General features: G+C 62.3%; 13 protein-coding genes. 10 read left to right on the forward strand and 3 right to left on the reverse strand.

Features of this window, described 5'->3' with window-relative positions:
* Window positions 1-127: 127 nt before the first annotated feature.
* From zapE to LVE68_RS15185, 9 genes are all read left to right on the forward strand, one after another.
* Window positions 128-1,267, forward strand: a complete 1,140-nt coding sequence (gene zapE, locus LVE68_RS15145; RefSeq protein ID WP_232941275.1) for a cell division protein ZapE — start codon at window positions 128-130, stop codon at window positions 1,265-1,267.
* Window positions 1,268-1,392: 125 nt separating this feature from the next.
* Window positions 1,393-1,821, forward strand: coding sequence for a 50S ribosomal protein L13 (gene rplM / locus LVE68_RS15150; protein WP_232941276.1), 429 nt, complete (start codon window positions 1,393-1,395; stop codon window positions 1,819-1,821).
* Between the two features lie 14 nt (window positions 1,822-1,835).
* Entirely contained in the window at window positions 1,836-2,228 is a 393-nt protein-coding gene (gene rpsI, locus LVE68_RS15155; protein WP_232941277.1) for a 30S ribosomal protein S9, read from the forward strand.
* A 313-nt stretch (window positions 2,229-2,541) separates the two neighbouring features.
* The gene (gene petA / locus LVE68_RS15160) at window positions 2,542-3,141 is read left to right on the forward strand and encodes a ubiquinol-cytochrome c reductase iron-sulfur subunit (protein ID WP_232941278.1); all 600 of its coding nucleotides are present in this window, start codon (window positions 2,542-2,544) and stop codon (window positions 3,139-3,141) included.
* Entirely contained in the window at window positions 3,138-5,339 is a 2,202-nt protein-coding gene (locus LVE68_RS15165; RefSeq protein WP_232941279.1) for a ubiquinol-cytochrome c reductase, read from the forward strand. The genes petA and LVE68_RS15165 overlap by 4 nt, the downstream gene beginning before the upstream one ends.
* 141 nt (window positions 5,340-5,480) lie before the next feature.
* The gene (locus LVE68_RS15170; protein ID WP_232941280.1) at window positions 5,481-6,107 is read left to right on the forward strand and encodes a glutathione S-transferase N-terminal domain-containing protein; all 627 of its coding nucleotides are present in this window, start codon (window positions 5,481-5,483) and stop codon (window positions 6,105-6,107) included.
* A 23-nt stretch (window positions 6,108-6,130) separates the two neighbouring features.
* Complete coding sequence (locus LVE68_RS15175; RefSeq protein WP_232941281.1) at window positions 6,131-6,526, forward strand: ClpXP protease specificity-enhancing factor; 396 nt, start codon at window positions 6,131-6,133, stop codon at window positions 6,524-6,526.
* A 164-nt stretch (window positions 6,527-6,690) separates the two neighbouring features.
* Window positions 6,691-7,920 (forward strand): GGDEF domain-containing protein, encoded by a 1,230-nt coding sequence (locus LVE68_RS15180; protein ID WP_232941282.1) that lies wholly within the window; start codon window positions 6,691-6,693, stop codon window positions 7,918-7,920.
* 112 nt (window positions 7,921-8,032) lie between these two features.
* Complete coding sequence (locus LVE68_RS15185) at window positions 8,033-8,647, forward strand: Yip1 family protein (RefSeq protein ID WP_232941283.1); 615 nt, start codon at window positions 8,033-8,035, stop codon at window positions 8,645-8,647.
* A 153-nt stretch (window positions 8,648-8,800) separates the two neighbouring features.
* On the opposite strand, the gene LVE68_RS15190 is transcribed toward LVE68_RS15185, so the two are convergent.
* The gene (locus LVE68_RS15190; RefSeq protein ID WP_232941284.1) at window positions 8,801-10,753 is read right to left on the reverse strand and encodes a M48 family metallopeptidase; all 1,953 of its coding nucleotides are present in this window, start codon (window positions 10,751-10,753) and stop codon (window positions 8,801-8,803) included.
* Entirely contained in the window at window positions 10,754-11,350 is a 597-nt protein-coding gene (locus LVE68_RS15195; protein WP_232941285.1) for a LemA family protein, read from the reverse strand. It abuts the gene before it with no gap.
* 228 nt (window positions 11,351-11,578) lie between these two features.
* Here LVE68_RS15195 and LVE68_RS15200 point away from each other — a divergent pair, with 228 nt between their 5' ends.
* A complete protein-coding gene (locus tag LVE68_RS15200; protein WP_232941286.1) occupies window positions 11,579-12,769 on the forward strand; it encodes an acetyl-CoA C-acyltransferase in 1,191 nt (396 codons plus the stop codon).
* 147 nt (window positions 12,770-12,916) lie between these two features.
* Here LVE68_RS15200 and LVE68_RS15205 read toward each other — a convergent pair whose 3' ends face one another.
* A complete protein-coding gene (locus LVE68_RS15205; protein ID WP_232941287.1) occupies window positions 12,917-13,507 on the reverse strand; it encodes a BON domain-containing protein in 591 nt (196 codons plus the stop codon).

Below are 13,507 nucleotides of genomic sequence, written 5' to 3' on the forward strand. Positions count from 1 at the left end.
GGAAATAATGGCCGGCTGGTCAGCCCGTATCGGGTCCAGCTGCTCGGTCGTCCCCGCGCTAGGCGGGATTGCGCGTATTTTGGTAAAGTGGCGCCCCTCGCAACCACCCAGGGTCCAACATCGAACCATGCCTGCCGACATCTCTACCCAGCGGCCATCACGGCTCTCGCCGATCGAGCGTTACCAGCGGGACCTGCAGCGACCGGATTTTGTCGCCGATCCTGCGCAGGAAGCCGCTGTCGAGGAACTGCAGGACCTCTATGAGCGACTGTGTTCTGAGCGGCAGGCGCAGGGGCTGTGGCAGCGCCTGCAAGGGTTGTGGCAGCGGCCCGCGCGCGAGCCGGAAACCGGCCTCTATTTCTGGGGTGGGGTAGGGCGCGGCAAGACCTACCTGATGGACGCATTCTACGAGTCACTGCCCTTTGCCGAGAAGCAGCGCACGCACTTCCATCGCTTTATGCGCGAGGTGCATCGCGAGCTCAAGCGCCTCGATGGCGAGAAGAACCCGCTGGAGCTGGTGGCCGACGGTATCGCCGCGCGTACCCGGGTTCTCTGCTTTGACGAGTTCTTCGTGTCCGATATTACCGACGCGATGATCCTGGCGAGCCTGTTGGACGCGCTTTTCCGGCGCGGGGTGGCACTGGTGGCCACCTCCAATATCGAGCCAGAGGGCCTGTATCGCAATGGCCTGCAGCGGGCGCGCTTCCTGCCGGCCATCGACCTGCTGCGGCGGCATACCAGGGTGCTGAATGTGGACGGCGGCACCGACTACCGGCTGCGGGCGCTGGAGAGGGCCGAGCTGTATCATTGTCCCCTCGATGCGGAGGCGGACCGGAGCCTGGAGGAGAGCTTTGCCAGCCTGATCGTGGAGGGGGCCGAGATCCGTGAGTACGAGGCACTGGATATAGAGGGGCGCTCGATCGTGGCGCGCAAGGAGGCGGATGATGTGGCCTGGTTCGAGTTCGCGGAACTCTGCGATGGACCCCGTTCACAGAACGACTATATAGAGCTGGCGCGGGAGTATCACAGCGTGTTGCTGGCCAATGTGCCCCGGATGGATGGGCGCATGGAGAACCAGGCCCGCCGCTTTATCAACCTGGTGGACGAGTTTTATGACCGCTGTGTCAAGATGGTCATCTCGGCGGAGGTGCCAGTGGCGGAGTTGTACCAGGGCCGGCACCTGCGGTTCGAGTTTGAACGCACGGTCAGCCGCCTGCTGGAGATGCAGTCGCGGGAGTATCTGGCGCGGCCCCACCGTCCAGGCTAAGTTGATGTCAGGCGGGTTAAAAATCACCCAGATAATCCTTGAAATGCCCCGGGCGCTTATGTAGTATTCGCGCTCTTTTGTGGGACGGCCTCCATTCCGGGGGCCCAATGCAGGTGTTTTATAACATGAAGACTTACAGTGCCAAGCCGGAAGCGGTAACTCGCGACTGGTACATTGTCGACGCTGCGGACAAGACCCTCGGGCGTATTTCCGCCGAGATCGCCACCCGTCTGCGCGGCAAGCACAAGCCTGAGTATACGCCCCACGTGGACACCGGTGATTACATCATTGTGATCAACGCCGAAAAGGTCCGCGTGACCGGTCGCAAGGCGCAGGACAAGATCTACCACAGCCACTCCGGCTACCCCGGTGGTCTCAAGTCCATCAGCTTTGAGAAACTGATCGAAAAAGCCCCCGAGCGCACTATCCAGAGCGCCGTCAAGGGCATGCTGCCGAAAGGTCCTTTGGGTCGTGCGATGTTCAAAAAGCTGAAAGTGTATAAAGGCAGCGAACATCCTCACGCGGCGCAACAGCCGATTGAACTGGCGATCTAAACGGAAATACTCTTATGGCAACTACTCAATATTACGGTACCGGCCGTCGGAAGACCTCCACTGCCCGTGTATTCATCGAGCAGGGTGAAGGCAAAATCACCGTGAACGGTCGCACCCTGGACCAGTATTTCGGCCGCGAAGTGGCTCGCATGATCGTGCGCCAGCCGCTGGAAAAGGTCGATATGGTGGAAAAATTTGATATCCACGTCACTGTGAAGGGCGGCGGTTCCTTCGGCCAGGCGGGCGCTATCCGTCACGGCCTGACCCGCGCACTGATGCAGTACGACGAGGCGCTGCGTGAGCCGCTGCGTGCAGAGGGTTACGTAACCCGCGATGCGCGTGCGGTAGAGCGGAAGAAAGTGGGTCTGCGCAAGGCGCGCAAGAGACCGCAGTTCTCCAAGCGTTAATCTGCTTTTTCAAGCCCGGCTCCTGCCGGGCTTTTTTATTCCTGTCTCCTGCGGGAGTCGGCCAGTTGTCACAGGTTTTGGTTAATTTGTGGCCAGTTCGCTACGCGATGCCCGACGTTCCCTTCCGTGTTTACCTTGTATCAAAATGGCATTTTCTTTAACATTGCGCGAATTTGTATCCGCTTGATTTTTGGGGTTAATCCGCCCGGGCAATCTTTCCGGGGGAACCTTTAAGGGACCTTTTCTACAACTTTTTTGGGTTTGGGTCAGCCAATCTTCCCCCGGGGAGAAGCTGTGATGGGAGAACTACGTCATGAGTGATGACGGTGTAAACGTAGGCCGGCGCCGTTTCCTGACCGCTGCCACCTCTGTAGTAGGTGGTGCCGGGGCGGTGGGAATTGCCGTGCCATTTGTTAAGTCCTGGAATCCGAGTGCCAAGGCCAAGGCGGCCGGCGCCCCGGTTAAATACAATGTCAGCAAGCTCGAGCCGGGCCAGATGGTCACCGTTGAGTGGCGTGGTAAGCCGGTCTACGTGGTGCGTCGCAGCGAGGAGGCCCTGCAGAACCTGGAGAAGGTTGTGCCGATGCTGCGAGACCCGGATTCTGAGGAGTCCAACCAGCCGGCATACGTCGATCCCAAGAGTCGTTCCATCAAACCGCAGCTGCTGGTGCTGGTAGGACTCTGCACGCACCTTGGCTGTGCCCCGATGTTCCGCCCCGAGGTGGGTGCCGCCGACCTGGGCGGTGCTGATTGGCTGGGTGGCTTTTTCTGCCCGTGCCACGGCTCCAAGTACGACATGGCTGGTCGCGTGTACACGGGAGTGCCGGCCCCGACCAACCTGGATGTGCCGCCTTACTCCTATGAAAATGATGATGTGATCGTAATCGGTGTGGACCAGGAGGGCAGCGCATGAACTGGCTAACGGCATTGGGTGACTGGGTAGACCAGCGGCTGCCGATTTATCGCGCCTGGGATACCCATATGGGCAAGTATTACGCGCCCAAGAACTTCAACCTCTGGTACTTCTTCGGCGTCCTGTCGATGCTGGTGCTGGCCAACCAGCTGCTGACCGGCATCTGGCTGGTGATGAGCTATAACCCGTCCGCTGACGGCGCCTTCGCTTCCGTCGAGTACATCATGCGTGACGTGGAATGGGGCTGGCTGATCCGCTACCTGCACTCCACCGGCGCATCCGCCTTCTTTGTGGTGGTCTACCTGCATATGTTCCGCGCCCTGATGTACGGCTCTTACAAGCCGCCGCGCGAGCTGGTGTGGATCTTCGGTATGTGTATCTACCTGGTCCTGATGGCCGAGGCCTTCATGGGCTACGTGCTGCCGTGGGGCCAGATGTCCTACTGGGGTGCCCAGGTGATCGTGTCCCTGTTTGGTGCCATCCCCGGGATTGGTGAGGACCTGGTACAGTGGATTCGTGGTGACTACCTGATCTCCGGTATCACCCTGACCCGCTTCTTCTCGCTGCACGTGATCGCGCTGCCGCTGGTACTGGTGCTGCTGGTAGTGCTGCACATCCTGGCGCTGCACGAAGTGGGGTCCAACAACCCCGACGGTATCGATATCAAGAAGGTGAAGGACGAGAATGGCGTGCCGAAAGACGGTGTTGCCTTCCACCCGTACTACACCGTGCACGACCTGGTGGGTATTGCGGTATTCCTGTTTATCTTCTGTGTAGTGGTGTTCTTCTTCCCGGAGATGGGCGGCTTCTTCCTGGAATTTGCCAACTTTGAGGAGGCAAACCCGCTGAAGACCCCGGCGCATATTGCCCCGGTATGGTACTTCACGCCCTTCTACGCCATCCTGCGTGCAGTAACCATCGATATCGGCCCGCTGACCGCCAAGTTCCTGGGCCTGGTGGCCATGGGCGCGGCGATTGCGATCCTGTTCGTGCTGCCCTGGCTGGACAAGAGCCCTGTGCGCTCCATCCGCTACAAGGGCGTGCTGCCGAAAGCGCTGCTGCTGGTGTTTGCCGCGGTGTTCATCATCCTGGGTTACCTGGGTGTGAAGTCGCCGACCCCGGGCCGTAACTTCCTGGCACAGGTAGCGACGCTGTTCTACTTCGCTTACTTCATCACCATGCCTATCTGGTCCAACCCGACCGAGCGCAAGAGCATGGCGTCCTGGGTGGTGAGCGGTATTTTCGGCCTGCTGTTCCTGTGGATGGCGGTCAGCAACTTCAAGGCGAGCCTGTTCGTGGGCATTTCAGCCCTGGTCCTGGCTGGCCTGTTCGCGGCGCTGCCGTGGCTGACCAGCCGCGACCACATCGGCGAGCCGCCGACCCGGGTTACCAGCCCGTCGGGTGAGAAGACGTTCGGGGTCCTGTTTATGGGTATCGTGGTGGTCTTCCTGCTGGCCTTCCTGCCGATCAAGGCAGTGGGTGCGGAGAGCACCGTGGAGCTGGACCACATCAATATCGACCTGCAGGACAAGCCGTCCCTGCAGCGCGGCGCCAAGTATTTCGTCAACTACTGCATGGGGTGCCACAGCGCCAACTTTTCCCGCTGGGGGCGGGTGGCCAGCGATCTGGAAATCCCCAATGAGCTGATGGTGCAGAACCTGGTGCTGGGCGACGACAAGATCGGCGACCTGATGAAGATCTCCATGCGGCCGGAGGATTCCAAGGTCTGGTTCGGCGCCGCGCCGCCCGACCTGACGCTGGTGGCCCGGTCCCGCTCCCCGGAATGGCTCTACACTTACCTGCGCAGTTTTTACAAGGATGACAGCCGCCCGACCGGCGTGAACAACAAGGTTTTCCCGAACGTGGGTATGCCGCACGTGTTGATGGAGCTGCAGGGCCTGCCGGAATGCGCCCCGGGTCCGAAGCGTGACCACGGCCATGTAGTGCGCGATGAGCTGGGTAACCCGATCATGGATGCCGACTGCGGCAGCCTGCAGGTGGGCGAGGTCAAGGGTTCCATGACCGACGCGGAGTTCGACCAGGCCATGTATGACCTGGTGAACTTTATGGAGTACATCGCCGAGCCGATGGCGGAAGATCGCAAGCGCGTGGGCTTCTATGTGCTGGCCTTCATCCTCGTGTTCTTCGCGTTCGCCTGGTTGCTGAACCGCGAGTACTGGAAAGACATCGGGCACTGAACCGCGGTCGATCGCCAAAAGTTATCCGGCGCCAGCCAGTAGCGGGCGCCGTGTCTGGGTGGTGGAGCTGCTCCATCACCCTTTCGTTTTTCGGATCCCCGGCCGGCGCATTGCCGGCCGCCAGTTTGAGGTAGTTACAAGATGGGTGTGCCCACCAACAAGCGCTCCTCCATGACCTTCTTTTCCGATGGTCGTAGTCATTTGAGTCATCGCGTGCGTATCGTGCTCGCGGAGAAAGGGGTTTCTGTCGATATCATCGATGTGGACCCGGAAGACAAGCCGGCCGAGCTGGCGGACCTCAACCCCTACAACTCCCTGCCCACCCTGGTTGACCGGGACCTGGTGTTGTTTGAAACCAAGGTCATGATGGAGTACCTGGACGAGCGCTTCCCGCACCCGCCACTGCTGCCGGTTTATCCCGTGGCGCGCGCCCAGAGCCGCCAGATCATGTATCGTATCGAACGGGACTGGTGTCCGCTGGTGGACAAGATCCTGGCCGGGGGCAAAGAGGCGACGGCGGCCCGCAAGGAATTGCGCGACAGCCTGGTAGGTATCGCTCCGCTGTTCAACGACCTGCCGTTCTTCTTCAATGAAGAGTTCTCCCTGGTCGACTGTTGCATGGCCCCGCTGCTGTGGCGCCTGGAGCAGTTCGAAATCAGCCTGCCGAAGACCAAGCAGGCCAAGCCGTTGCTGGACTATATGGATCGCCTGTTTACCCGTGAGGCATTCCAGCAGAGCCTGACCGAATTCGAACGGGAAATGCGTTGAGGTGATCGTTGAGTAAACCGGCCATGACATCCAATCGTCCGTATGTGCTGCGGGCCTTTTACGAGTGGATCAGCGACAACCGCTGTACGCCCTACATCCTGGTGGATACCCATCTCTCCGGGGTGCTGGTGCCCCAGCAGCACGTCAACGAAGATGGCCAGATAGTACTCAATATCTCCGAGAGTGCCGTGGTCGGGCTGACCATGGATAACTACGCAATCCGCTTCAATGCGCGTTTCGGCGGTGTTCCCACTGACATCCAGGTGCCTGTGGGCGCTGTGGTGGGCATCTATGCACGGGAGAACGGGCAGGGCATGGTGTTCGAGGCTGAGGAAACCCCCGAACCGCCGGAGCCCACGCCACCCACCAGCCTGGGCAAGAAATCCGCCAAAAAACCCTCCCTGCGCGTGGTCAAGTAATTCCGCCGGCAGCCGTTCGCGGCTGTCGACCGGTTCCCCCCTCCGGGTCCATTGGCCATATCCCTGCCTGCCTGACTCCCTCACATTCCAGTCTGCGACCCAGTGCCGGATGGCGCGTGAACCAATCCCTATAATCGGCAGCCCCGTTGGACTGTGAAGTGACGATGCCGTTGATATCGCAAATCCTGCATATATTCCGCCAGGGCTGGGTGCCCGCACTGGCCCTGGGCCTGGCTGCGGCGCTCTATTTCCAGCCCGTTTCCATCGACCTGGACCTTGCGCCCCGGCTGGCGATGTTGTTGCTGGGAGCCGCGCTGGCGCTGGGCGTCTATTTCAAATCCAGCCGGCTCGCCTTTGTCGCGGGCCAGTTACTGGCAGGGTTTATCCTGCTGGAGCAGCTGCCCGCCTCGTCGCGTCCATGGTTGACCGTGCACGGCCTGGCGCTGGTGTCTCTTAATACCGCGCTTGTTATGGGCCTGCGTGATCGCAGCGTGCTCAGCGGCTTTGGCCTGTTGCTCACGGCGGTGCTGGCGGGCGAGGCCCTGGGGCTGGTATCCCTGTACGAGTGTTGCAGCTCTGCCCTCTCATCGGCCAGGCCACTGGCGGCACTGGTCTCCGGGCTGTCACCTGGCATGCCGGGTGGCTGGCTGGCGGGGCTCAATTGGGCTGACCTGGCTTTCCTGCTGGCTGTACTGCTGGGTGTAGCGGTGTCCATGGTGCGCCGGGACCCGGTTAACCTGGGCCTCCTCTCCTGTATTCTCCTTGCCCTGTCGGTATACGTGCTGGGTGGTGGGAGCCGTACCCTGTTGATCCTGGCGGTCTGTGCCGGGCTGCTGCTGGCCCTGCTGGCGTTGCGCAGCGCATACGAGCTGGCCTTCCGGGATGAGCTGACCGGTATCCCCTCGCGCCGCGCCTACAGCCGTTACCTGCTAACCCTGGGACGCAACTACAGTATCGCCGTGGTGGATATCGATCACTTCAAGAAGCTCAATGACCGCCATGGACACCAGGTAGGGGACCAGGCGCTGCGGATGGTGGCGGGCAAGATTGCCCGGTACGGCGGTGGCAGGGCGTTCCGTTATGGCGGCGAGGAATTTGTGGTGGTGTTCCGGGGCCGTGATGGCGAGCGCGCCGAGCGCTCGCTGGAGCGGATGCGCGATAAAATTGCCGCCTATCCTTTGCGTATCCGTGGCGCCGGCCGGCCGGCCAAGAAGGCAAAAGGCAAGCGCCTGCGGGGGCGCGGCGGCAACCAGGCGATCAAGACTTCCGTGAGCGTGGGGCTGGCGTCCGCATCCCGGGAGATGCGGGCTCCGGACCAGGTGCTGGCGGCGGCCGACAAAGCCCTGTACCGGGCCAAGCGCGGCGGTCGCAACCGGGTATGTGCCCACCGCTAGTATTCGACGCTATCGGCTCCGCGGAAAATTGGCGTGCTATTCTTCTTAAGTGTTGGTGAATCGGGTGCTGTCCCCCGATACTGCTAGCAAAAGCGAAATAGGGAGAAGAAGCGTGCGAATCCTGAGTCATACCCTCGGCATCCTCACCAACCCGGACAAGGAGTGGAAGGCAATCCGTGCCGACAAGCACTCTTTTGCCCAGGTTTTCCTCAGCCATGTGCCCTTCCTCGCCCTGATTCCCTGTATCAGCGGTTACATCGGTGTTACCCAGTTCGGTTTCCGGGTCGGGGATAACGTCGCCAAGCTCACCCCGGCGAGTGCCGCGACCCTGGCCATTCTCACCTACCTGGCCATGCTGATCGGGGTCTACCTGTTCGGCGAGTTCATCAACTGGATGGCAAAGACATATATGGTCGAGGGTAACGAGGAAACCCGGCATTACGAGGGTACGGCGCTTGCGGTTTTCGTCACCACACCCATTTTCCTGGTGGGCTTTATCGGGCTCTATCCCAACCTGTGGGTAAACGCGGGGGTGACCATGCTCGCCGCCTGCTACTCGATCTACCTGATCTACGAGGGCATTCCCATACTGATGAACCTGAGTAAAGAGCAGTCGTTTATGTACGCCACATCGGTGGTGACGGTAGGGCTGGTCCTGCTGGTGACAGTGCGGGTGGGGTCCGTGATTCTCTGGAGTATGGGCGTGGGACCGATCTACCAGAATTGACCTGCCGGAACACCGATGCGAGCGGGGTGAGCTGCAGTGCCTCTTGGCGCCGCCTCTTGAGAGTACCGCAGCTACCGGGGAATGCCGCCCAATGTTATTTGCGGGTGTTTAACGGGAATAAAAAAAGCCGGCCACAGGGCCGGCTTTTCTGTTTCAGCCTGTCGGCGTTGCCTGGCGGCCGCTGGCGCCGGCCGGCGCACCCCTGGAGAGACTCCGGTCTACCACCTGCGGGCAGATGGGGGGCATCGGGCAGTCCAGGCTGTCCGCCACCGCCCGCAGCAGCTCGATTTCCTCGGCTGCGATCAGGCCGTCGTGGGCCATGGTTGTAGCCATGGCCTTGAGCAGGGCGGGCTTGCGCAGGGGCCGCTCGCCCGCGGCGATGGCCACGGCCTTGTCCAGCCGTGCGAGGGTGATATCCCGTCGCGCCGGCAGGGGGATGCGCTCCAGTTGCAGCGCGTTCATTCCCGCCTCGAACGCCCGCTTGGCCTCCAGGTAGTCGGGGTTGCCGGCATGTGCCATGGCCGCGAGCAGGAAACCCGCAGCGTGCCGGTGCGCGCGGGGCCCGGAAGCCAGTCGCTGCCGGTCCGGACTGTCCTCCAGGGCGTGCATCAGCAAGCGGTAGAGGGCCCACTCCCACAGGTCGACCCGGTTGTCACTGCGCAGCAGCTTGATCAGGTTGCGTTTAAAAACCTGGTACTGCTGGGGCACGAGGCCCCGCAGGGCCGGCACGCAGAGGTCCAGCAGGGGCAGTCGTGAGCATTCCGGCATGGCGCTGAAATCCCCCTCCAGCCGGTCCATTTCCCGCATTACTGCGGGATGGGCGAGCTTGCGCAGCATCTGGCACTGCTCCTCGCGCCGAGCCTGGTCCCGGTGGAGCATCAGGCGGTACACCACGGCCCGCGCGGCAAATGGATCGTGGGCCGCGGCGTGCAGGGCCGGGGGCACCGCAGCCAGCAGCTGGCGGCCGTAGTCGGTGTGTTCCTCGCCGGGATTGGCAATACTGTTATCCACCGCCGCGGCCACTGATTCCAGTGGCGCCTCACCGGCAATGCCGGCCGCCAGTGGTGAGGATACCGCCGCCGGCGGGGGCGCTGCGGGAGCCGCGGGGAACTGGCCATTCCAGGCCGGGTCCAGCTGCCGGATACGTATCGGTAGCGGGGGGTGGGTGGCGAACAGGTTCGCGAAAGAGCGACGCAACCCGCTGGCGAAGTACATATGGCTGTATTCTGCAGCCTGTCGGGAAGCCAGGGTCGAGCTGTCGCTGTGGCCGCCGATTTTCTTCAGGGCCCCGGCGATGCCGGTATTGTCGCGGGTGAACTGCACTGCGGAGGCGTCGGCAAGGAACTCCCGCTGGCGGCTGACCGCAGCCTTGATCAGGTTGCCGAAAAAGGTGCCGGTATAGCCAATCACCATCAGCCCGGCGCCGATACCCAGCAGCGCCGCGCGGCCGCGGTTATCCCGTGTGGAGCCCAGGTGAGAGCCCCGCAGCAGCCAGTAGCCGAGCAGGCCGATGATCAGGATACCGTGCAGCAGGCCGACAATACGGAGGTTGAGGCGCATGTCGCCGTTGAGGATGTGGCTGAACTCGTGGGCTACCACTCCCTGCAGTTCAGCCCGGCTGAGGCGCTCGATACTGCCGCGGGTCAGTCCGATCACCGCGTCGGCGGGTTTTATCCCGGCGGCAAAGGCATTGATGGCCGGGTCCTCGATGACATATACATCCGGGACCGGAGTACCGGACGCGATGGCCATTTCCTCCACCACGTTCAGTGCCCGTTGCTCTGCCACACCGTCTGGTGAGAGGTTGATCTTGCGCCCGCCCAGGGACTCCGCCACGGCCTGGCCGCCGGCGGCGAGCTGGCGCAGCTTGTACAGGCTGCCGAGGCCGATAACAGCGAGAATCGACAGGGCGATCATCGCCACGGTTTCCCAGCCCAGTTGCGGTATCGCGCTGGCGAGGCTGAAATCCTGCCCGCGGCTGTAGGCGGTGAGCGCTGCTGCCAGCAGGGTAGTGATGGCAATCAGCAGGAAAACGGCGAGGGCGAACAGGCCCACCAGCAGGGTACTGTTGCGGCGCGCGCGGTCCTGCTGCTCGAAAAAATTCATTTAAAACTCCACGCGTGGCGCTGCCTGGAATTCTGCCGAGTCTTCAAACTCCAGCAGGCGTGCGTCGTCCCGGTGGCCGAAAAAGCCGGCAAAGAAAACCGGCGGGAAGCTCTGGCGGTAAATGTTGTAAGCCATGACCGAATCGTTGAACGCCTGGCGGGCAAAGGCGACCTTGTTTTCCGTGCTGGTCAGCTCCTCGCTCAGCTGCATCATGTTCTGGTTGGCCTTGAGGTCGGGATAGGCCTCCATGACCACGTTCAGGCGGCCCAGCGCCCCGGCCAGGGCTCCCTCGGCGTGCCCCAGGTCAGCCATCGCCTTGGGGTTGCCCGGGTCCGCAGCGGCGGACTTGAGGCCGCTGAGGGCCGTATTGCGGGCACTTATCACCGCTTCCAGGGTGTCACGTTCATGCTTCAGGTAGCCCTTGGCGGTATCCACCAGGTTGGGGATCAGGTCATAGCGGCGTTTCAGTTGCACCTCGATCTGCGCAAAGGCGTTCTGGTAGCGGTTTTTCAGTGAAACCAGTTTGTTGTAGATGCTGATTACGTAGAACAGCAGCGCGGCGATGGCCACGATCCAGAAAATTCCCGAGAATTCCATTTGTCATCCTATTGTTATCGCGGTTTTTGTGGCGCCGATACTAGCATGGCCCGGGTTGCCGGTGACTTGAGCAAGGCCGCAATCCTGCGCTCACCCGGGTGGTGACCGGGTGGGGGAGACCCGACCAGGGACGCATGGCGGCAGTGGCCCGCGGATCGGTTATAATGCCGCCGCAATAAATAGATCGCCGGCGCGTACCAGGACGCCGGCACAGAATCGGAGCAGCGTATGAGTGATGTAAATTCGGATCCAGTGGTCATTGTCGGAATGGCGCGCACGCCCATGGGCGCAATGCAGGGAGCCCTGTCTGCACTCAGTGCTCCGCAACTGGGGTCCGCGGCGATCCGCGCGGCGCTGGCGGATGCCGGGATTTCCGGGAGCGACGTCGATGAGGTGCTGATGGGCTGTGTACTGCCCGCGGGCGTGGGCCAGGCACCGGCGCGACAGGCGGCGCTGGGGGCCGGTATTCCCGAGGGCACCCCGACCAGCACCGTGAACAAGGTATGCGGCTCGGGTATGAAAACCGTGATGATGGCCCGCGATGCCCTGCTGGTGGGTGATGCCAGTGTGGTGGTGGCCGGTGGCATGGAAAGCATGAGCAATGCCCCCTACCTGCTGCCCAAGGCCCGCGGCGGCATGCGCCTGGGCCACGGCAAGGTAATGGACCACATGTTCCTCGACGGCCTGGAAAACGCCTATGACGGCCAGCTGATGGGCAACTTCGCCGAGTGCACCGCGGACAAGTATGAATTCACCCGCGAGGAACAGGACAATTTCGCCCTGGAATCCCTGGCGCGCGCCAATGCCGCGATTGAAGAGGGCGCTTTCGAGCGCGAGATTACCCCGGTCACCATTTCCTCGCGCCGTGGCGATGTGGAGGTCAGCGTGGATGAGGGGCCGGGCAGTGCCCGCCCGGACAAGATTCCGCAGCTGAAGCCGGCGTTCCGCAAGGACGGCACTGTGACTGCGGCCAATGCCAGCTCCATCTCCGATGGTGCCGCGGCACTGGTGCTGATGCGCGAGAGCGAGGCGAAGCGCCGCGGCCTGAAGCCGCTGGCGGTACTGCGCGGCCAGACCCAGTTTGCCCAGGAGCCGGAGTGGTTCACCACTGCGCCGGTGGGCGCCATGCAGGCACTGCTGGAAAAAACCGGCTGGAGTACCGGCGATGTCGACCTGTTCGAGATCAATGAGGCGTTCGCGGTGGTCACCATGTCGGCCATGAAGGAGCTCGGCCTGCCGCACGACAAGGTCAATGTGAATGGCGGCGCCTGTGCCCTGGGCCATCCGCTGGGCGCCAGCGGTGCGCGCATCATCGTTACCCTCCTGGGGGCGCTGGAGAAGCGCGGGCTCAACAAGGGCGTGGCCAGCCTCTGCATTGGTGGTGGCGAGGCGACCGCCATTGCCATCGAGCGGGTCTGACCTGGCCCTGCGCACCAGCCCCTGTCCCGCCCGGCCGTGGCGGGACAGCGGGGTGGGTGGCAGGCACTGAATCCAGGCATAAAAAAACGGAGGCCCTGCCTCCGTTTTTTTATGCGGCTCCGGTCACTGCCGGTGCGGGAGACCGCCTCAGTCCACGTACTCCACAGCCTTCACGACCTTCTGGACACCGCCGATACTGCGGGTAACGTCCGCTGCCATTTCTGCCTCCGCACGGGTCAGCAGGCCCATCAGGTAGACCACGCCGTTTTCGGTGACGACGTTGATGCGGCCACTGTCCACTTCCTTGTCGGCGAGCAGGGCACTGCGCACCTTGGTGCTGAGCCAGGCATCGCTGCTGCTGGCGAGCAGGGATACATTGCCGCGAACCTGGATTTCGTTGTAGACCTGGCGCACGTTTTTCACCTGCTGTGCGGTGCGCCCGGCCAGCAGGCGCATCTCCGGATCATTGACCTGGCCGGTCAGCAGCACCACGCCATTGAACACGTTGACGTTGATGTTGGCTTCCTTGAGGGCGGGGTGCGCCTTGTTGATATTGACCGTGGTGACGGTCTCGATCTTCTGGTCGTCCATGTAGGTGCCCAGCGAGCGCTTGCCCGGATCCTGCTGGATGGGGCCGTCGCTGGTGGCTTCCAGTACCGAGGCGCAGCCGGCGAAAGCCGTACTGAGCACCAGCACAAGGGCCAGGTTAAGGTTGCGGTTGAAAAGCTTGATGGTCAT

The organism is Microbulbifer sp. YPW16, from assembly GCF_021290385.1.
Lineage (GTDB): Bacteria > Pseudomonadota > Gammaproteobacteria > Pseudomonadales > Cellvibrionaceae > Microbulbifer > Microbulbifer zhoushanensis.